This is a genomic window from Pseudomonas sp. S11P7 (genome assembly GCF_023195435.1).
In the GTDB taxonomy this organism is placed as follows: domain Bacteria; phylum Pseudomonadota; class Gammaproteobacteria; order Pseudomonadales; family Pseudomonadaceae; genus Aquipseudomonas; species Aquipseudomonas fluorescens_G.
This window is the reverse complement of the sequence record NZ_JALPKS020000002.1, coordinates 4943439-4964299: the sequence shown is the minus strand read 5'-3', so window position 1 is coordinate 4964299 and position 20861 is coordinate 4943439. Positions and strand designations below refer to the sequence as shown.

The following is a 20861-nucleotide window of genomic DNA, read 5'->3' as shown; positions in this document are numbered from 1 at the left end:
CCATAAAAGATGCGCTGAGTGGTCGGCTTCCTTGCCGTGTCATGCGTCGTGCGTTCGTATGAAACGCGTAATGTCCGGAGGAGCGGCCTCTTGGAGAAACCGACCACTGTCGTCGGAATTGGTCAAAATTTGTGCTATATTCCGCGCCCGCGATTTTTCACTTCAACACCGGTCGTCGACATGCAAGCAGCCAAGCCGTTATTTGACTATCCAAAATATTGGGCCGAATGTTTCGGACCCGCGCCATTCCTGCCGATGAGCAGGGAGGAGATGGATCAGCTTGGCTGGGATTCGTGCGACATCATCATTGTTACTGGTGATGCCTACGTCGATCACCCATCGTTCGGCATGGCGATCATTGGCCGGCTGCTGGAGTCGCAAGGCTTCCGCGTCGGGATCATTGCCCAGCCGAACTGGCAGTCCAAAGACGACTTCATGAAGCTCGGCGAGCCGAACCTGTTTTTCGGCGTCGCGGCGGGCAACATGGACTCGATGATCAACCGCTACACCGCGGACAAGAAAATCCGTTCCGACGACGCCTACACGCCCGGCGGCATGGCCGGCAAACGTCCGGACCGCGCGAGCCTGGTTTACAGCCAGCGCTGCAAGGAAGCCTACAAGCACGTGCCAATCGTGCTCGGCGGCATCGAAGCTTCGCTGCGGCGCATCGCCCATTACGACTACTGGCAGGACCGCGTGCGCAACTCGATCCTGATCGACGCCAGCGCCGACATTCTCCTGTACGGCAACGCCGAGCGGGCCATCGTCGAAGTCGCCCAGCGTCTGTCCTACGGCCACAAGATCGAAGACATCACCGATGTGCGCGGCACGGCGTTCATCCGTCGTGACACGCCGCAGGGCTGGTACGAAGTCGATTCCACGCGCATCGATCGTCCGGGCAAGGTCGACAAGATCATCAACCCGTACGTCAACACCCAGGACACTCAGGCTTGCGCCATCGAGCAGGAAAAGGGCCCGGTCGAAGATCCGCAGGAAGCCAAGGTCGTGCAGATCCTGGCCAGCCCGCGCATGACCCGCGACAAGACGGTCATCCGTCTGCCGTCGATGGAGAAAGTCCGTAACGACCCGGTTCTGTATGCCCACGCCAACCGCGTGCTGCACCTGGAAACCAACCCGGGCAACGCCCGTGCGCTGGTGCAAAAGCATGGCGAGATCGACGTCTGGTTCAACCCGCCGCCGATTCCGATGACCACTGAAGAAATGGACTACGTGTTCGGCATGCCTTACGCCCGTGTCCCGCACCCGGCGTACGGCAAGGAAAAGATCCCGGCTTACGACATGATCCGTTTCTCGGTGAACATCATGCGTGGCTGCTTCGGCGGCTGTACCTTCTGTTCGATCACCGAGCACGAAGGCCGGATCATCCAGAACCGTTCCGAAGAATCGATCATTCGCGAAATCGAAGAGATCCGCGACAAGGTTCCGGGCTTTACCGGGGTCATTTCCGACCTCGGCGGGCCGACCGCGAACATGTACCGCATCGCCTGCAAGAGCCCGGAAATCGAATCCGCATGCCGCAAGCCGTCGTGCGTGTTCCCGGGTATCTGCCCGAACCTGAACACCGATCACTCGTCGCTGATTCAGTTGTATCGCAGCGCCCGCGCTTTGCCGGGTGTGAAGAAGATCCTGATTGCTTCCGGCCTGCGTTACGACCTCGCGGTCGAGTCGCCGGAATACGTCAAGGAGCTGGTGACCCACCACGTTGGCGGCTACCTGAAGATCGCCCCGGAGCATACCGAGGAAGGTCCGCTCAACCAGATGATGAAACCGGGCATCGGCAGCTACGACAAGTTCAAGCGCATGTTCGAGAAGTACACCAAGGAAGCGGGCAAGGAGCAGTACCTGATTCCGTACTTCATCGCGGCGCACCCGGGTACCACCGACGAAGACATGATGAACCTCGCGCTGTGGCTCAAGGGCAACGGCTTCCGTGCCGACCAGGTGCAGGCGTTCTACCCGTCGCCGATGGCCACCGCCACCGCGATGTACCACTCGGGCAAGAACCCGCTGCGCAAGGTGACGTACAAGAGCGACGGCGTGACCATCGTCAAGAGCGAGGACCAGCGTCGTCTGCATAAGGCGTTCCTGCGTTATCACGACCCGAAAGGCTGGCCAATGCTGCGTGAAGCGCTGATCCGCATGGGCCGTGGCGACCTGATCGGCCCGGGCAAGGATCAACTGATCCCGGCGCATCAGCCGGCCACCGACAGTTATCAGAGCGCGCGTCGCAAGAACTCGACGCCGGCCGGCAGCCATAAAGTGGCGAAGGAAGGCAAAGAGAAGACCACCAAGATCCTCACCCAGCACAACGGCCTGCCGCCGCGTGCCAGTGATGGCGGCAACCCTTGGGACAAGCGTGAACAGGCCAAGGCCGCGGCATTCGCCCGCAACCAGCAGGCCGCCAAAGAGCGCAAGGACGCCGCCAAAGGCAAAGGGCCGAAGCCGACACGCAAGCCGGTCGTACCGCGCTAAACGAAAACGCCAACCTTCGGGTTGGCGTTTTGCGTTTCAGGCCTTGAGAAATGTGGTGTCAGGATCATCGCTTCCCCCTCACCCCAGCCCTCTCCCCCAAAGGGGGCGAGGGGAAGGGAGCAGATCTCCAGGCTTTTCAAACTCGCAGCTCGATTCAAGACCGGGCGCGCTGATCGTTCCCACGCTCCTGCGTGGGAATGCCTCAAGGGACGCTCTGCGTTCCAGCCGTTACTCGCAGTATTGCCGAACAGGGTTGTGACGCGGAGCGTCACGGGCTGCGTTCCCACGCAGAGCGTGGGAACGATCAAAGGGTGTTGAGGAGACTGGCTTCTGCTGATCGTTCCCACGCTCCTGCGTGGGAATGCCTCAAGGGACGCTCTGCGTTCCAGCCGTTACTCGCAGTATTGTCGAACAGGGTCGTGACGCGGAGCGTCACGGGCTGCATTCCCACGCAGAGCGTGGGAACGATCAAAGGGTGTTGAGGAGACTGGCTACTGCTGATCGTTCCCACGCTCCGGCGTGGGAATGCCTCAAGGGACGCTCTGCGTTCCAGCCGTTACTCGCAGTATTGTCGAACAGGGTCGTGACGCGGAGCGTCACGGGCTGCATTCCCACGCAGAGCGTGGGAACGATCAATACAACCGGCCCCTTCGCGAGCATTCTTACAGGCCTGCCACAAATAGAAGCAAACTCGCCAAAGCTTTTCCTCGCATCGCCCGGTTTTGGTGCTGTACTGCCCTGAGCATTCCGCGAAAGTGCGCAAGCCTGTGCATGGCATAAGTCTTGCGCGCTTTCCCATACGCCCAAGGCTCGCAGGAGGCACGCCGTGTCGATTCATGTCGCATTGCACCACGTCACGCATTACCGCTACGACCGCGCTGTCGAACTCGGCCCGCAGATCGTGCGTCTGCGTCCGGCTGCCCACAGCCGCACGCGGATTCTGTCCTATGCGCTGAAAGTCTCGCCCGAGCAGCATTTCATCAACTGGCAGCAGGACCCGCAGGGCAATTACCTCGCGCGCCTGGTATTTCCCGAGAAGACCGATGAGCTGCGCATCGAAGTCGACCTGCTCGCCGAGATGGCGGTGTTCAATCCGTTCGACTTCTTCCTTGAGCCTTACGCCGAAAAGATCCCGTTCGCCTATGCCGCCGACGAGCGCAAGGAGCTGGCGCCGTACCTCGAAACCCTGCCATTGACGCCGAAATTCAAAGCCTATCTGGATGCCATCGATCGCACGCCATTGCCAGCGGTGGACTTTCTCGTCGCGCTCAACCAGCGCCTGAGCGAGGACATCGGCTATTTGATCCGTATGGAGCCGGGCGTGCAAACTCCCGAGCACACCCTCGAACACGCCTCCGGTTCCTGCCGCGATTCGGCGTGGCTGCTGGTGCAATTGCTGCGCAACCTCGGGCTGGCGGCGCGGTTCGTGTCCGGTTATCTGATCCAGCTCACCGCCGACGTGAAAAGCCTTGATGGCCCGTCTGGCACCGAAGTGGACTTCACCGACCTGCACGCCTGGTGCGAGGTGTATTTACCGGGGGCCGGCTGGATCGGCCTCGATGCGACTTCAGGGCTGTTTGCCGGTGAAGGGCACATCCCGTTGGCTTGCAGCCCCGATCCGTCCTCGGCGGCGCCGATCAGTGGTCTGGTGGAGCCGTGTGAATGTGAGTTCAGCCACGAAATGTCCGTCGAGCGCATCTGGGAAGCGCCGCGGGTCACCAAGCCCTACACCGATGAACAATGGCGGGCGATCGAAGCGCTGGGCCGGCAGATCGATGCTGACCTGCTCGAAGGCGACGTGCGTCTGACCATGGGCGGCGAACCGACCTTCGTCTCGATCGACGACCCGGACGGTGCCGAGTGGAACACCGCCGCGCTGGGCCCGGCCAAACGCCGGCTCTCCGCCGAACTGTTCGAACGCATGCGTACGCATTACGCGCCGCAGGGACTGGTGCATTTCGGCCAGGGCAAGTGGTACCCCGGCGAGCAACTGCCGCGCTGGTCGCTCAACTGCTACTGGCGCCGCGACGGCGTGCCGATCTGGCACAACAACGCGCTGATTGCCGATGAGCAGCAGGACTACGGCGCCGACGGCGAACTGGCCGGGCGCTTTCTGGCGAGCGTTGCTGAACGGCTGAAACTGCCGCCACGTTTCGTCTTTCCGGCCTACGAGGACAATTTCTATTACCTGTGGCGCGAGGGCGCGTTGCCGAGCAACGTCAGCGCAGAAGACTCGCGTCTGGAGGAGCCGCTGGAGCGCGCACGCCTGCGCAAAGTCTTCAGCCAGGGGCTGAACAAGGTCATCGGCCAGGTGCTGCCGCTGGCACGTACTGCCAAGGGGGATCAATGGCAGAGCGGGCGCTGGTATCTGCGTGATGAACATTGCCGGCTGGTGCCGGGGATTCGCCGCTTGGCTACCGTCTGCCGCTGGCTTCGCAGCCTTGGGTCAAGGCTGCCGAATACCCGTTCATTCATCCGCAGGATCCGAATCAGGACTTCCCCGAATTGCCAGATGCCGAGCGGCTCAACCGGCACGCTGAGGCTGCGCCCCTGACGAGCGTGCGCCGGGCATCGACGAATCCGCCGACTGGCTGACCCGCACGGCATTCTGCGCCGAGGCGCGCGCAGGGCGTTTGTATCTGTTCATGCCACCGCTGGAGCGGGTCGAGGATTATCTTGAACTGGTCGCGGCCATCGAGGCCACCGCCGAAGAACTGCATTGCCCGGTGCTGCTCGAAGGCTATGAGCCGCCGAGCGATCCGCGCCTGAGCAACTTCCGTATCACCCCGGACCCCGGCGTGATCGAAGTCAACGTACAGCCCTCGTCAACGTGGAGCGAGTTGGTCGAACGCACCGAATTCTTGTATGAGCAGGCGCGGCAAACCCGATTGACCACCGAGAAATTCATGATCGACGGCCGCCACACCGGCACCGGTGGCGGTAACCATTTCGTGCTCGGTGGCGCGACGCCGGCAGACTCGCCGTTCCTGCGCCGCCCCGACCTGTTGCGCAGCCTGATCAGTTACTGGCACAACCATCCGTCGTTGTCGTATCTGTTCTCCGGCTTGTTCATCGGCCCGACCTCCCAGGCACCACGGGTCGACGAGGCACGCAACGATGCGTTGTACGAGCTGGAAATCGCCTTCGCGCAGATGCCTGCACCGGGCGAAGCCTGCGCGCCATGGCTGGTCGATCGTCTGCTGCGCAATTTGCTCATCGACGTCACCGGCAATACCCATCGCGCCGAATTCTGCATCGACAAGCTGTATTCGCCGGACGGCGCCACCGGACGGCTGGGTTTGCTGGAACTGCGCGCCTTTGAAATGCCGCCGCACGCACGCATGAGCCTGGCCCAGCAATTGTTGCTGCGGGCACTGGTGGCGCGGTTCTGGCGCGAGCCTTATGCACCGCCGAAACTGGCACGCTGGGGTACCGAACTGCACGACCGTTTCCTGCTGCCGCACTTTATCGAGCAGGACTTTGCCGATGTCATTGTCGAACTCAACAACGCCGGGTATCCGTTGCGCGCCGAATGGTTCGCCGCGCACCTGGAGTTTCGTTTTCCCAAGGTCGGCGATTATGCGGTCAACGGCATTGAACTCGAGCTGCGCCAGGCATTGGAGCCCTGGCATGTGCTGGGCGAGGAGGGCGCGGTGGGCGGCGCGGTGCGCTATGTCGATTCATCGCTGGAGCGTTTGCAGGTCAAACTCAAAGGCCTGCCGCCGCAGCGCTATCTGCTGACCTGCAACGGCGTTGCCGTGCCGCTGCACCCGACCGGGCGTGTCGGCGAGTTCGTCGCCGGCGTGCGCTACCGCGCCTGGCAACCGGCCAACTGCCTGCAACCGACAATCCCGGTGCACGCACCGCTGGTGTTCGACCTGCTCGACACCTGGATGGGCCGTTCGCTGGGCGGTTGTCAGTATCACGTTGCCCATCCCGGCGGGCGCAATTACGAGACTTTGCCGGTCAACGCCAACGAAGCGGAGAGCCGGCGCATGGCGCGGTTCTTCCGCGTCGGACACACGCCGGGGAAACTTCCGACGCCCCCTGTCGAAATCACTGACGAGCTGCCGATGACCCTCGATTTGCGACGTTTCCGTGTCCTGCGCGACGAGTAGATGTTTCGTCTATCCGGGCGTCATGTGCCTGCGTTAGTCTGACCGTTCCTTGCTGTCTGCCGAGCTTTCCATGCCTGACCTGCTAGACCGCTACCCGCTGAATGCGGGCACTTATCACGAACTGCTCGACGGCAGTGGAGCGGTGCGCGCGCATTGGCAGCGGCTGTTCGATCAATTGCAGCGCAGCACCCCGGCGCAACTGATTCAGCGCCAGGCGTTGCTGGCCCGGCAGATTCAGGAAAACGGCGTGACCTACAACGTCTATGCCGACCCCAAAGGCGCAGACCGGCCGTGGGAACTGGACCTGCTGCCGCACGTCATCGCCGCGGATGAATGGCAGCATTTGTCCGCCGGCATTGCTCAGCGCGCGCGCCTGCTCAACGCGGTACTGGCCGACCTGTATGGCCCGCAACGGCTGATCAGCGAAGGTCTGCTGCCAGCGGAACTGGTGTTCGGCCACAACAATTTCCTCTGGCCTTGCCAGCACGTCACCACCCCGGAACAGACGTTTCTGCACTTGTACGCGGTGGATCTGGCGCGGACCCCGGACGGGCGCTGGTGGGTGACGGCTGATCGAACCCAGGCGCCTTCCGGCGCCGGGTATGCCCTGGAAAACCGCACCATCGTCTCGCGCGCGTTCCCTGAGTTGTACCGCGATCTCAAGGTGCAGCATCTGGCCGGGTTTTTCCGCACCTTGCAGGAGACCCTCGCGCGGCAGGCGCCGTGTGACGATGACGCGCCGTTGGTGGTACTGCTCACGCCGGGGCGCTTCAACGAAAGCTATTTCGAACATCTGTATCTGGCTCGCCAGCTCGGCTATCCCTTGGTCGAGGGCGGTGATCTGACGGTGCGCGATGCCACGGTCTACCTGAAGACCCTGAGCGGCCTGCGCCGGGTGCACGCGATCATGCGCCGGCTCGATGATGATTTCTGCGACCCGCTGGAGTTGCGTACAGACTCGGCGCTTGGCGTGCCCGGCCTGCTCGAAGCGGTGCGGCAGGGACGGGTGCTGGTGGCCAATGCGTTGGGCAGCGGGGTGCTGGAGTCGCCGGGATTATTGGGGTTTCTACCAAAGATCAATCAATACCTGTTTGGTGAAGAACTGATATTGCCGTCGATTGCCACGTGGTGGTGCGGCGAAGCGCCGGTGCTCGCGCAGGCGCTGGAAAAACTCCCGGAGCTGCTGATCAAACCGGCGTTTCCCTCGCAAAGTTTTTCCCCGGTGTTCGGTCGCGATTTGACGGAAACACAACGTCAGGAACTGGCCGCGCGCATGCAGGCCCGGCCGTATGCCTACGTGGCGCAGGAACTGGCGCAGCTGTCCCAGGCGCCCGTCTGGCAAGCCGACGAAGGCCAGTTGCAGCCGCGGGCCATCGGCATGCGCATGTACGCGGTGGCCAGCGCTGATGGCTATCGGGTGCTGCCCGGCGGCTTGACCCGGGTCGCCGCCGAAGCCGATGCCGAGGTGGTGTCGATGCAGCGTGGCGGGGCGAGCAAGGACACCTGGGTGCTCGGTGACCGGCCGCCGAATGGCGAACAGTGGAAGAGCCAGCGCAATGTCGGGGTCCATGATCTGGTGCGGCGTGATCCTTACCTGCCATCACGGGTGGTGGAGAATCTGTTCTGGTTCGGTCGTTATTGCGAGCGCTGCGATGACAGCGCGCGTCTGTTGCGGATCATGCTCGCCCGCCATGTCGATGGCGATGACCCGCAAGCGCTGCAGGCCGCCGTCGACCTCGGCGAGCGGCTGTCGCTGCTGCCCGACGAAGGCGAGCTGCCCGAACGCCTGCTCGCGGCGCTGCTGGGTGACGATTGGTCATTCAGCCTGCGCTCCAACTTGCAGCGCTTGCAGTGGGCGGCGTCACAGGTGCGCGGCAAGCTCTCGCGGGAGAACTGGCAGGCGCTGGTGGAATTGCAGCGCGAGGCCATGGAGCTGGAAACCGATGAGCCGGATTTTGCCGAGTTGCTGGATTTTCTCAACCGTCTGGTGATGTCGCTGGCGGCGCTGTCCGGTTTCGCCCTGGATGACATGACCCGCGATGAGGGCTGGCGCTTCCTGATGATCGGTCGACGCATTGAGCGTCTGCAGTTTCTCAGCAGCAGCCTCGCCGCATTTTTGCGCGGCGCCGGGGCTTATGATCAGGCCGGGCTGGAATGGCTGCTGGAACTGGGCAACAGCAGCATCACTTACCGCTCACGCTATCTGGCCGTGGCGCAGTTGATCCCGGTGCTCGACTTGCTGTTACTTGATGAGCAGAACCCGCATGCGGTGCTGTTTCAGCTGAAGCTGGTGACGCGCACACTGAAACGCCTGAACGATGATTTCGGCGCGCCACGGGAGGCCGGCCTGGCGAAACTGGTCGAGCGTCTGGCGCGGTTCGATCTGGGCTGTCTGGAAAATCCTTTGTTTGGTGAATCCAGCGTGCGTGCGGCACTGGAGGGGTTGGCCGATCTGCTGCAGGACATCGCCGAGGCCAGCGGTCAGGTCTCCGATCGCCTGGCGCTGCGGCATTTTGCTCACGTCGATGATGTCAGCCAGCGCACGGTGTCCGTCTGATGAACGCTCGCTACCAGATCTTCCACGACACCTGTTATCACTACGACAGCCCGGTTTCGCTGGCGCAACAACTGGCGCATCTGTGGCCGCGTGAGTGCGCCTGGCAGCGCTGCACTGAGCAGCAATTGCTGATCAGCCCGCAGCCTACGTCGCGCCGCGATGAACGGGATGTATTCGGCAATCCGCTGACCCGTCTGGCGTTCGAGCGCCCGCATGACCAACTGCAGGTCGGCGCACGGCTGACCGTCGAGGTGCTGGCGCGGCCGGCGCTGGACTTCAACCAGTCGCCGGCCTGGGAATCGACCCGCGATGCGCTGACCTACAGCAGTCAGCCGTTGCCCGCCGATGTGCTCGAGGCCTGCCGTTTTCGGTTCCAGTCGCCGTACGTACATTTAAAACGCAGCTTCGTCGAGTTTTCACACAGCTGCTTTCCGCCGGGCCGGCCGTTGTTGTTGGGCGTGCAGGACTTGATGGAAAAAATCTTCAGCGAATTCACCTTCGATGCCGAGGCGACCCAGGTGGCGACGCCACTGGTGGAAGTGCTGGAACGCCGGCGTGGGGTCTGTCAGGACTTTGCGCACCTGATGTTGGCATGTGTGCGTTCGCGAGGGCTGGCGGCGCGCTACGTCAGCGGCTATCTGCTGACCCAGCCACCGCCGGGACAGCCACGGCTGATCGGCGCCGATGCCTCGCATGCCTGGGTGTCGGTGTTCTGTCCGGTGCTGGGCTGGGTGGATTTCGACCCGACCAACAATGTGCAGCCGGCGCTGGAGCACATCACCCTGGCGTGGGGGCGGGATTTTTCGGATGTTTCACCGCTGCGTGGGGTGATTCTCGGTGGCGGCAATCATGACCCGGAAGTGAGCGTCACGGTGATGCCGCTGGATGAATGATGGTGAACCCTGTGGGAGCGGGCTTGCCCGCGATGACGGAGTGTCTGTGACGACGTTTTCGGATGTGCCGCCGCCATCGCGGGCAAGCCCGCTCCCACAAGGTTTCCAATTGAATTCTGAAAAAAACAGGGTTGTGAGGGCCGGCAGGTTAACCGCCAGCCCTGTCACAAATCCGCAGGGTTCGATGCGCTGATCAAACCCGGTGGGGCTCAGGCGTCGGGCGCCTGGTCTTTCGGTGCTTCCGGTGCATCAACATCATCATCTGTCGCCACTTCACCGTCAGGGTTCAGTGCCGCTTCTTCAGCGGTTTGTTTCTTGCGCTGAAGCTTTTCCTCTTTCTTCTGTTCCTTTGCCAGGTCTCGTTGACGTTTGGCGAAGGAGTAATTGGGTTTGGCCATGGGCGATCCTCTAGGTCGAAGGTGAGGTTGAGCGGCGCATATTCTGCCCTGTATCGGTGCCGGAGGGTTAACCGGGTTTTTGGTCGACCCACTTGGGCGTGACGGTCGGCCGCCATTGATCAAGGGTGTCGAGCAGGGTTTGCGACGATTCGCTCACTTGCAGCATGTCACGGTGTGGCGCGCGAACGAAGCCTTCGCCGACGATATGGTCGAGAAAATCGGTGAGTTTGCTGTAGAAAGCCTTCACTTCCAGCAGGCCAAGCGGCTTGGGATGGTAGCCGAGCTGGCCCCAGGTCCAGACTTCGAACAGCTCTTCGAGCGTGCCGAGGCCGCCGGGCAAAGCGATGAATGCATCGCTGAGTTCGGCCATTCGGGCCTTGCGCGCATGCATGCCGTCGACCACTTCCAGGCGCGTCAGGCCTTTGTGACCGATTTCCTTGTCCATCAGGCTCTGCGGGATGATGCCGATCACTTCACCGCCAGCGGCCAGCGCGGCGTCGGCGACAATGCCCATCAAACCGACGGCACCGCCGCCGTAAACCAGCGTCAGTTGCCGTTCGGCCAGCGCGCGGCCGAGGGCCACGGCGGCTTCGCTGTAAGCCGGATCAGCGCCCGCATTGGCACCGCAAAACACACAAACGGATTTCAAAGACATGCCTTGCTCCTGAGTCGATCCGTCACAGGGTAATGGCTGGCACGCCTTGATCCAAGGGCTAAACTTCGCGCTCTGGCGATTCAAACGTACCGCTGGCGCCACAGGCGTAGGCGGCGAGCAGGCTGCGTAACAGACCGTTGATGAACATGATCGTACTCCGTCTCGGTTGATGGGCCGATCATAGGTGGTGCCGCCTGAAAGGGCCGTTAGATTGTTTCCATGAGTGTCATAGCCTGAAAGTTGTATACAATTTTTGACACAAGTCATAGGAACTTGCGAAGATTTCAGGCAGTCTTTCCACCACTAGTGCTTTTGTTAACCCTGCCTTGGAGATTCACCATGTTTTCCAAAGTTGTTGCGGTATCCCTGCTGGCACTGGCCAGCAGCCAATTGATGGCCGCCGAGTGCAAAACCACCGTTGACTCCACCGATCAGATGTCCTTCAACACCAAGGAAATCGTGATCGACAAGAGCTGCAAGACCTTCACCGTCGAACTGACCCATTCCGGCAGCCTGCCGAAAAACGTCATGGGCCATAACCTGGTGATCAGCAAAGAAGCCGACATGCAGCCAATCGCGACCGACGGTCTGCAAGCGGGTATCGACAAGAACTACTTGAAGGAAGGCGATGCTCGGATCATCGCCCACACCAAGATTATCGGCGCCAAGGAAACCGACTCGCTGACTTTCGACGTAGCCAAGATCGCTGACGGCGGCTACGGTTTCTTCTGCTCGTTCCCGGGCCACATCTCGATGATGAAAGGCACCATCGTCGTCAAGTAATCCGCGTCATCGTTCTTCGCGAGCAGGCTCGCTCCCACACCATGCTGTGTCGGTCACACATTTTGTGAATCACAGAGAACCCTGTGGGAGCGAGCCTGCTCGCGAAGAGGCCATCAGCATCGATAGATGATCTGGCCAAAGAAAAGCCCGCTGAGGATCACTCCCCAGCGGGCTTTTTCATGCACTCACAAGATCAAGGCGCAAATGGCATGACCCGCTTGTGATGGGTCTTGTTGTACGTGTCGACAATGATCTTCGCCGCTTCGTCACGTACCGTTTTACCGTGCAGAAACGCATCGATCTCGGCATAGGTCACGCCATGTGCCGCCTCGTCCGGTTTGCCCGGCGAGAGGTCTTCCAGGTCCGCCGTCGGCACCTTCTCAACCAGCGACTCCGGCGCGCCAAAGCTACGGGCAATTGCGCGAACCTGATTTTTCACCAGGCCGCTGAGCGGGGCGAGGTCGCAAGCGCCATCGCCGAACTTGGTGAAGAAACCCATCACCGCTTCCGCCGCATGATCGGTACCAATCACTAAACCGCCCGACACACCGGCAATCGTGTACTGCGCAACCATGCGCATGCGCGCCTTGGTATTGCCCAGCACAAAATCCACCGACGCCGCTGGCTTGCCTTCAAACGCACGCACCTGCGCGGCCAGCGCCTTGACCGCCGGGCCGATGTTCACGGTGTGAATTTCGTCCGGGGCGATGCAGTCGAGCGAAGCCTGGGCGTCATGCTCGTCAAACTGGGTTTCGTAGGGCAGGCGCACGGCGATGAATTTGTAACTGCTGTCGCCGGTTTTCTCGCGCAGCTCACGCATGGCGCGCTGGGCGAGGAGGCCGGCGGTCAGCGAGTCGACGCCGCCGCTGATGCCGAGCACCAGTGTCTTGAGCCCGGAATTGACCAGGCAATCCTGAATGAACGTCAGGCGCCGGGCGACTTCGGCCTGCAGGGCCTGATCATCGGCGAATGGCGGTTGCACCTTGAGCTGCTCAGCAATCTCACGCTGTACGGCTTGCATGAATTCACTCCTTGCTAGATAGACTGGAATCGGCAGGAACCTGGAATACGTGTCGCAAATAGGCGACGAAATTCGGGTCTTTGCAGTGGGTCTTGCCTGGCTCGTCGGAGATCTTCGCCACCGGCTGGCCGTTGCAGGCGGTCATTTTAAGCACGATGCTCATCGGTTCGACACCCGGAATGTCGCAGGTGAAGTTGGTACCAATGCCGAAGCTCACATTAATGCGACCGTGCAACGCGCGGAAAATCTCCAGCGATTTTGGCAGCGTCAGACTGTCGGAAAAAACCAGGGTCTTGCTCATCGGGTCGATGCCGAGCTTGTGGTAGTGGGCGATGCATTTCTCACCCCAGGCCACCGGATCGCCGGAGTCATGGCGCAAGCCGTCGAACAGCTTGGCGAAGAACAGATCGAAATCGCCGAGGAAAGCATCGGTGGTGATGCAGTCGGTGAGGGCGATGCCGAGCAGGCCGCGGTACTCGCGGACCCAGCAATCGAGCGCGGCAATCTGGCTGTCGATCAGGCGCGGGCCTAGTTGCTGGTGCGCCATGATCCACTCATGGGCCATAGTGCCGAGCGGTTTCATGTCGAGTTCGCGCGACAGATGCACGTTGCTGGTGCCGACGAAACGGCCGGGGAAGTCGTGCTTGAGCACGTTGACCACTTCAGCCTGCACACCGTAGGAAAAACGCCGGCGCGTGCCGAAATCAGCGACTTGCAGCTGCGACAGTTCATCGGCCGAAGCGTTGGCGCTCAGCCAGTCGAACTTGCGATACAGCTGCTCGCGCGCGCGTTCCAGTGACATGTCGTGATAGCGATGGCGGTTGCGCACTTCGCTGACAATCGCCAACAGCGGCACTTCATAGAGGATCACATGCAACCACGGCCCGCGCAGGCGGATGAACAGTTCGCCGTTCTCGATGCCGGTTTGCACGTAGCGCAGATTGAAGCGAAACAGCCCGAGAAAACGCAGAAAGTCCGGTTTGAGAAAGCTGATGCGTTCAAGGAAATTCAGCTGATCGCCGCTCAGGCTGGTTTCGGCCAGGCGCTCGATCTGAAAGCGGATCTCGGCCAGATACGGGCGCAGGTCCTCGCTGTTACGGCAGCGGAACTCCCATTCGACCTCGACGTTGGGGTAGTTGTGCAGCACCGCCTGCATCATCGTCAGTTTGTAGAAGTCGGTGTCGAGCAGGTTCTGCACGATGCGATCGGCAAACACACTCTCGCTCATAACGGGGTCTCCAGGTGCGCCGCGCCGTGGCGCGGTCTATATCGATGGCGCTAGTGGCGCATATCAGCGGTGGGGATTGCCAGCATTTTTTAAGCACATCACAGAACCCATGTGGGAGCGGTGGATTTCAGGTTGGGCTATCAATCTGCTCCAGCATCCACTTCACGAAATCGCGCACCTTGGGCACTTCCGCTGCGTGTTCCGGATACGCCAGGTAATAGGCGTCCGTGCTGGGCATGGCATGCGCCCACGGAATGACCAGTTTGCCGTCGGCCAATTCTTCTTCGACCAGAAACCGTGGCAACAACGCCACGCCGCAGCCCACCTGGGCTGCGCGAATGCACATATAGAAAGTCTCGAAACGCGGCCCGTGATAGCTGTGTTCGGTCTGGTAACCCTGGCTGTCGAACCAGTCGTGCCACGCCTGCGGACGCGAGGCATTTTGCAGCAGGACCAGATCGGTCAGTTGCGTCGGATCAGTAAACGGCGTGTCCGGCAGGCTGCCCGGCGCGCAGACGGGCACCAGCTCTTCGCCGAACAATTTCAGGCACTCGGTTCCCGGCCGGGCGCCTTGACCGAAATAGAACGCCAGATCGCTGCGCCCTTGCAGCAGATCGTCCGCCTCCTGCTCGTTGCACAGGTCCAGATGGATCGACGGATGGCGCAGGCGCCAGCCTTTCAGGCGCGGCACCAGCCAGCGCGCGCCGAAGGTCGACGGCGTGGAGACGCGCAGGACTTCGGTTTCGCCGCCGTAGGAACGCAGGTAGTGCGTCGACATCTCGACCTGGGTGAGGATTTTTCTCACCTCCACCAGGTACAAATCCCCGGCCGGGGTCATCTGCAAGCGCCGACGCACGCGGCGAAACAGCAGATGCTGCAGCAACTCTTCGAGCTGCGCGACCTGTTTGCTCACGGCGCTCTGAGTCAGATTCAACTCTTCCGCGGCGCGGGTGAAGCTCAGGTGCCGGGTTACCGCCTCGAAGCACTGCAACGCAGTGATCGAGGGCAAGTGGCGTTTGTTCAGCATGGCCAGTCCTTTTCTTGTCTTTCTATGCTCAGCATGAATAAACGGAATGATATCTGGCGTAAAGGTCGTTTGTTGCCGCCGTCATTGGACGCTACAACTAAAGGCCTGCCCGGTCGCGAAAAGGCGACCGCACACATTCAGTTTTTCGCTTGAGGAGTGACCCATGGTTGCCGCATTGCTTGATCGTCTCGGTGTGAACCCGGCCCTGTATCAGAACGGCAAAGTGCCGGTGCATTCACCGATCGACGGCAGCCGCATCGCGGCGGTGAACTGGGAAGGTGCGGCGCAAGTCGAGCAGCACATCAGTCGCGCCGATCATGCATTCGAACAATGGCGCAACGTGCCGGCCCCGCGTCGTGGCGAGCTGGTGCGCCAATTTGGCGAAGTGTTGCGCGAATACAAGGCTGATCTCGGTGAGCTGGTGTCGTGGGAGGCGGGCAAGATCACTCAGGAAGGTCTGGGCGAAGTGCAGGAGATGATCGACATCTGCGATTTCGCCGTCGGCCTGTCGCGTCAGTTGTACGGTTTGACCATCGCTTCCGAGCGTCCGGGCCATCACATGCGCGAAACCTGGCATCCGTTGGGCGTGGTCGGGGTGATCAGTGCATTCAATTTCCCGGTCGCGGTGTGGGCGTGGAACACCGCCCTGGCGTTGGTCTGCGGTAATCCGGTGGTGTGGAAACCGTCGGAGAAAACCCCGCTGACCGCGCTGGCCTGTCAGGCGCTGTTTGATCGCGTGGTGAAGAATTTCAGCGATGCGCCGGCGAGCCTTTGCCAGGTCATCATCGGTGGTCGCGATGCCGGTGAAGCGCTGGTCGATGACCCGCGTGTCGCCCTGATCAGTGCCACCGGCAGCACGCGCATGGGCCGCGAAGTGGCGCCAAAAGTCGCCGCACGGTTTGCCCGCAGCATTCTCGAGCTCGGTGGCAACAACGCAATGATCCTCGGCCCGAGCGCCGATCTGGACATGGCCGTGCGTGCCATTCTGTTCAGCGCCGTCGGCACTGCCGGGCAGCGTTGCACCACGTTGCGCCGGCTGATCGCCCATGAGTCGGTGAAAGAGGAAATCGTCACCCGCCTCAAAGCCGCGTATTCGAAAGTGCGCATCGGCCATCCGCTGCAAGGCAATCTGGTCGGCCCGCTGATCGACAAGCACAGCTTCGAAAACATGCAGGACGCGCTGGAGCAAGCGTTGAGCGAAGGCGGTCGGGTGTTCGGCGGCCAGCGTCAACTTGAAGATCAGTTCCCCAACGCCTACTACGTGTCGCCGGCCATCGTCGAAATGCCCGAGCAGAGCGACGTGGTCTGCAGCGAGACCTTCGCGCCGATTCTCTACGTGGTTGGCTACAGCGATTTCGAGGAAGCCCTGCGCCTGAACAATGCCGTGCCGCAAGGCTTGTCGTCGTGCATCTTCACCACCGATGTGCGCGAGGCCGAGCGCTTCATGTCGGCGGTCGGCAGCGACTGCGGCATCGCCAACGTCAACATCGGCCCGAGCGGCGCAGAAATCGGCGGCGCGTTCGGTGGCGAAAAAGAAACCGGTGGCGGCCGCGAATCCGGCTCCGACGCCTGGCGCGCCTACATGCGCCGGCAGACCAACACGGTCAACTACTCGCTTGAGCTGCCGTTGGCGCAGGGCATCACATTCGATTAAGCAGCGGCAAGCCTCAAGCCCCAAGCGACAAGCTGATCGGCTTGCTGCTTGTAGCTTGAAGCTTGCAGCTGCTCCGACAGGAGCTTGGCAATGCCGTTACGCGAAGAATGTCTGTGGGAAAAGCTCACGCCACAACGCCCGGATCACACCGCGCTCAGGGGCGAGGTCAAGGTTGATGTCTGCGTGATCGGCGCCGGATTCACCGGGTTGTCGGCGGCGCTGCACTTGCTGGAAAAAGGCAAAAGCGTCTGCATTGTCGAGGCCCATCGCGCCGGGCATGGCGGGTCCGGGCGCAATGTCGGGCTGGTCAACGCCGGCTTGTGGATTCCTCCGGACGAGATCGAAGCCGGTTTCGGCGAAGCGGTCGGCACTCAGCTCAACCGCATGCTCGGTGCGGCGCCGGCGTTGGTGTTCAGTCTTGTCGATAAGTACCACATCGATTGTCAGCTGCGCCGCGAAGGCACCTTGCACATGGCGCATAACGCCAAGGGCGAGGCCGACCTGCGCAGTCGCGAGCAACAATGGCAGCGCCGTGGCGCACCGGTCGAACTGCTGACCGGCAAGGCCTGTGAACAAGCCACCGGTACGCAGAAAATTGCCGCCGCACTACTCGACCGTCGCGCCGGCACGCTCAATCCGATGGCCTATGTGACCGGGCTGGCCAACGCCGTACTCGGGCTCGGCGGGCAGATGTTCGATCATTCACCGGTCACCCGCCTCGAACGCGTCGGCCAGCAATGGTCGGTGCAGACCGCGCAGGGTTCGGTGCTCGCCGAGCAAGTGGTCATCGCTTCAAACGCTTACACCGAAGGCGACTGGACCGAGCTCAAGCGCAATTTCTTTCCCGGTTATTACTATCAGGTCGCCTCCGTCCCGCTCAGCGAAGACGCTGCACAGGAAATTCTGCCCGGCGGGCAGGGGTCGTGGGATACCCGCCAGGTATTGAGCAGCATCCGCCGCGACAAGGAAGGGCGGTTATTGCTGGGCAGCCTCGGCAATGGCAATCAGAAACCGACCTGGTTTCTCAAGGCCTGGGCCGACCGGGTGCAGCAGCATTATTTCCCCAATCTGAAGCCGGTCGAATGGGAATGCACCTGGACCGGGCGCATTGCCTTTACGCCCGATCACCTGATGCGCCTGTTCGAACCGGCACCGGGGCTGGTGGCCGTCACCGGTTACAACGGCCGCGGCGTCACCACCGGCACGGTGGTCGGCAAAGCCTTTGCCGATTACCTGTGCAATGGCGATGCGCAGGCATTGCCGATTCCCTTTGCACCGATGCAGCCCCTGGCCGGCGTCGGCTTGCGCAGTTGCCTGTACGAGGCCGGATTTTCGCTCTATCACGCGGGCCAGTGCCTGCGCATCGTCATTTGAGTGTTGAAATTTGTTGCCGGAAGCGGCGCTTTTGCATCGAGCGACTAGCCTGTAATGGTGCGGGTTGTAGCAGTCCCGCACCAGCAGTGTGCAGTTCGGTGACGCGGGCTGTTACAGGCTGGTTGCACGTCGTTTGCCGCTGCGGTTGCAATGATGGCGCGCACAGGTTGCGCCTGAAAAAAACAATGGTTACACCTTCCGCGGTTTAGACGGTTGCACGCCCAATGAAAATGGGAACGAAACAGTCGAAATAACAAGAAAGCAGCGACTTTTTGAAGAATAAAAAACCGCTGGCACGGGCCTTGCTCTGAGCTTTGAGTGAAGTGAAGTCGCAGTGCCAACTAAAAAAAACCTTGGAGCACCACCTCATGTCCCAGACGTTTTACAAGAAAGGCTTTCTGGCCCTCGCAGTAGCTGCTGCGTTGGGTGTTTCTGCGTTTGCTCAAGCCGATATCAAAATCGGTGTAGCGGGTCCAATGACGGGCGCCAACGCGGCGTTTGGCGAGCAGTACATGAAAGGGGCACAGGCAGCGGCTGACGCAGTCAACGCGGCAGGCGGCGTCAACGGCGAGAAAATCGTTCTGGTCAAGGGCGATGACGCCTGTGAGCCGAAGCAGGCCGTGACGGTCGCCAAGGATCTGACCAACCAGAAAGTCGCCGGCGTGGTCGGTCACTTCTGCTCTTCTTCGACCATTCCAGCCTCGGAAATCTACGACGAGGCCGGGATCATCGCGATCACTCCGGGCTCGACCAACCCGCAAGTCACCGAGCGCGGCCTGAGCGCCATGTTCCGCATGTGCGGGCGTGACGACCAGCAGGGTATCGTCGCCGGCGACTACATCGTCGACATGCTCAAGGGCAAGAAAGTCGTCGTGCTGCACGACAAGGACACCTACGGCCAAGGCCTGGCCGACGCCACCAAGGCTCAACTGGAAAAACGCGGCGTCAAGCCAGTGCTGTACGAAGGCCTGACCCGTGGCGAGAAAGACTTCAGCACCATCGTCACCAAGATCCGTGGCGCCGGCGCCGACGTCGTCTACTTCGGCGGCCTGCACCCGGAAGCCGGTCCACTGGTTCGCCAGTTGCGTGAACAAGGTCTGAAAGACGTCAAGTTCATGTCCGATGACGGCATTGTGACCGACGAACTGGTGACCACCGCTGGCGGCCCGCAATTCACCGATGGCGTGCTGATGACCTTCGGCGCCGACCCACGCCTGCTGCCAGAAAGCAAAACCGTGGTGGATGCTTTCCGCAAGGCCGGCACCGAGCCTGAGGGCTACACCCTGTACGCCTACGCTTCGGTTCAGACCCTAGCCGCTGCGTTCAACGGCGCGAAGAAAAATGACGGTGAAGCGGCTGCCAAGTGGCTGAAAGCCAACCCGGTGAAAACCGTGATGGGCGAGAAGACCTGGGATGCCAAGGGCGACCTGAAAGTCTCCGACTACGTGGTTTACCAGTGGGACAAGGACGGCAAATACCACCAGCTGGAAAAACAGAAGTAAGGGCTGAGGTGGTCAGTCGTCTCACTTGAAACCCTGTGGGAGCGGGCTTGCCCGCGATGGCGTCAGGTCAATCGACACACAAGTTGGCTGATCCACCGCTATCGCTGGCAAGCCAGCTCCCACAAGGTTCAATGGTGATCGAACTGTTCACACTCCGACATTGCTCCGACGTAAATCTGTATTTTTCCTAGAAGAACCGCGCGCCCCAGGGTGCGCAGGTTCTCACTGCGTGAGATTGCGTTATGGATGGTATTTTCCTTCAGCAACTGGTCAACGGCCTGACCCTCGGGTCGGTCTATGGCCTGATCGCCATCGGCTACACAATGGTCTATGGCATCATCGGCATGATCAACTTCGCCCACGGCGAGGTTTACATGATTTCTGCTTACCTGGCGGCAATCAGTCTGGCTCTGCTGGCTTACTTCGGTATCGAATCCTTCCCGCTGCTGATGCTCGGCACCCTGATCTTCACCATCGTGGTTACGGCGGTGTATGGCTGGGTCATCGAGCGCGTCGCTTACAAACCCCTGCGCAACTCGACCCGACTGGCACCGCTGATCAGCGCCATCGGTATTTCGCTGATCCTGCAGAACTACGCACAGATCGCTCAGGGCGCCAAACAACAGGGCGTGCCTACGCTGCTGACCGGTGCCTGGCGTGTCGAAGTCGGGACTGGCTTCGTGCAACTGACCTACACCAAAGTCTTCATCCTGATCGCCGCTTTCGTTGGCATGGGATTGCTGACCTACATCATCAAATACACCAAGCTCGGGCGCATGTGCCGGGCAACCCAGCAAGACCGCAAGATGGCCTCGATCCTCGGGATCAACACCGACCGGGTGATCTCCTACGTGTTCATCATCGGTGCAGCCATGGCCGCACTGGCCGGCGTGCTGATCACCATGAACTACGGCACCTTCGACTTCTATGCCGGCTTCATCATCGGCATCAAGGCGTTCACCGCAGCGGTACTCGGCGGGATCGGTTCACTGCCCGGCGCGATGCTCGGCGGAATCATCCTCGGCATCTCCGAGTCGTTGTTTTCCGGCCTGGTCAACTCCGACTACAAAGACGTGTTCAGCTTCTCGCTGCTCGTACTTGTTCTGGTCTTCCGACCGCAAGGTCTGTTGGGCCGTCCTCTTGTGTCGAAGGTGTAAG

The 20861-nt window shown here is 61.2% G+C and carries 13 protein-coding genes and 1 pseudogene; 9 read left to right on the top strand and 5 right to left on the bottom strand.

Annotation, left to right across the window (positions count from 1 at the left end; all coding sequences use genetic code 11):
* Window positions 1–180 precede the first annotated feature (180 nt).
* The 4 genes and pseudogenes from M0746_RS22850 to M0746_RS22835 all read left to right on the top strand — a co-directional run bounded on the left by M0746_RS22850 (window position 181) and on the right by M0746_RS22835 (window position 10061).
* Window positions 181–2493: a YgiQ family radical SAM protein gene (locus M0746_RS22850; protein WP_208938951.1), complete on the top strand. Its 2313-nt coding sequence runs from the start codon at window positions 181–183 to the stop codon at window positions 2491–2493.
* A gap of 826 nt (window positions 2494–3319) precedes the next feature.
* Window positions 3320–6611 (top strand): annotated as a pseudogene (locus tag M0746_RS22845) (transglutaminase family protein).
* Window positions 6612–6681: 70 nt separating this feature from the next.
* Complete coding sequence (locus M0746_RS22840) at window positions 6682–9168, top strand: circularly permuted type 2 ATP-grasp protein (RefSeq protein ID WP_258450681.1); 2487 nt, start codon at window positions 6682–6684, stop codon at window positions 9166–9168.
* Window positions 9168–10061, top strand: a complete 894-nt coding sequence (locus M0746_RS22835; RefSeq protein WP_258450680.1) for a transglutaminase family protein — start codon at window positions 9168–9170, stop codon at window positions 10059–10061. The genes M0746_RS22840 and M0746_RS22835 overlap by 1 nt, the downstream gene beginning before the upstream one ends.
* A gap of 209 nt (window positions 10062–10270) precedes the next feature.
* On the opposite strand, the gene M0746_RS22830 is transcribed toward M0746_RS22835, so the two are convergent.
* The gene (locus tag M0746_RS22830) at window positions 10271–10459 is read right to left on the bottom strand and encodes a hypothetical protein (protein ID WP_258450679.1); all 189 of its coding nucleotides are present in this window, start codon (window positions 10457–10459) and stop codon (window positions 10271–10273) included.
* A 67-nt stretch (window positions 10460–10526) separates the two neighbouring features.
* Entirely contained in the window at window positions 10527–11114 is a 588-nt protein-coding gene (locus tag M0746_RS22825; protein WP_258450678.1) for an LOG family protein, read from the bottom strand.
* A gap of 339 nt (window positions 11115–11453) precedes the next feature.
* Between M0746_RS22825 and azu the strand changes: the two genes are divergently transcribed.
* Window positions 11454–11897: an azurin gene (gene azu, locus M0746_RS22820; RefSeq protein ID WP_258450677.1), complete on the top strand. Its 444-nt coding sequence runs from the start codon at window positions 11454–11456 to the stop codon at window positions 11895–11897.
* Between the two features lie 193 nt (window positions 11898–12090).
* On the opposite strand, the gene nadE is transcribed toward azu, so the two are convergent.
* From nadE to M0746_RS22805, 3 genes are all read right to left on the bottom strand, one after another.
* Entirely contained in the window at window positions 12091–12918 is an 828-nt protein-coding gene (nadE, locus tag M0746_RS22815) for an ammonia-dependent NAD(+) synthetase (RefSeq protein ID WP_258450676.1), read from the bottom strand.
* A 4-nt stretch (window positions 12919–12922) separates the two neighbouring features.
* Window positions 12923–14146 (bottom strand): nicotinate phosphoribosyltransferase, encoded by a 1224-nt coding sequence (gene pncB, locus M0746_RS22810; protein ID WP_203420521.1) that lies wholly within the window; start codon window positions 14144–14146, stop codon window positions 12923–12925.
* A 127-nt stretch (window positions 14147–14273) separates the two neighbouring features.
* On the bottom strand, window positions 14274–15173 hold the full coding sequence (locus M0746_RS22805) for a LysR family transcriptional regulator (protein ID WP_208938944.1): 900 nt from the start codon (window positions 15171–15173) through the stop codon (window positions 14274–14276).
* Window positions 15174–15336: 163 nt separating this feature from the next.
* Here M0746_RS22805 and amaB point away from each other — a divergent pair, with 163 nt between their 5' ends.
* The 4 genes from amaB to M0746_RS22785 all read left to right on the top strand — a co-directional run bounded on the left by amaB (window position 15337) and on the right by M0746_RS22785 (window position 20860).
* A complete protein-coding gene (amaB, locus tag M0746_RS22800) occupies window positions 15337–16827 on the top strand; it encodes an L-piperidine-6-carboxylate dehydrogenase (protein WP_258450675.1) in 1491 nt (496 codons plus the stop codon).
* A 90-nt stretch (window positions 16828–16917) separates the two neighbouring features.
* On the top strand, window positions 16918–18201 hold the full coding sequence (gene amaA / locus M0746_RS22795; protein WP_258450674.1) for an L-pipecolate oxidase: 1284 nt from the start codon (window positions 16918–16920) through the stop codon (window positions 18199–18201).
* A 368-nt stretch (window positions 18202–18569) separates the two neighbouring features.
* Window positions 18570–19703: a branched-chain amino acid ABC transporter substrate-binding protein gene (locus M0746_RS22790; protein WP_126359604.1), complete on the top strand. Its 1134-nt coding sequence runs from the start codon at window positions 18570–18572 to the stop codon at window positions 19701–19703.
* Between the two features lie 242 nt (window positions 19704–19945).
* Window positions 19946–20860, top strand: coding sequence for an ABC transporter permease subunit (locus tag M0746_RS22785; RefSeq protein ID WP_041480712.1), 915 nt, complete (start codon window positions 19946–19948; stop codon window positions 20858–20860).
* Window position 20861 lies beyond the last annotated feature (1 nt).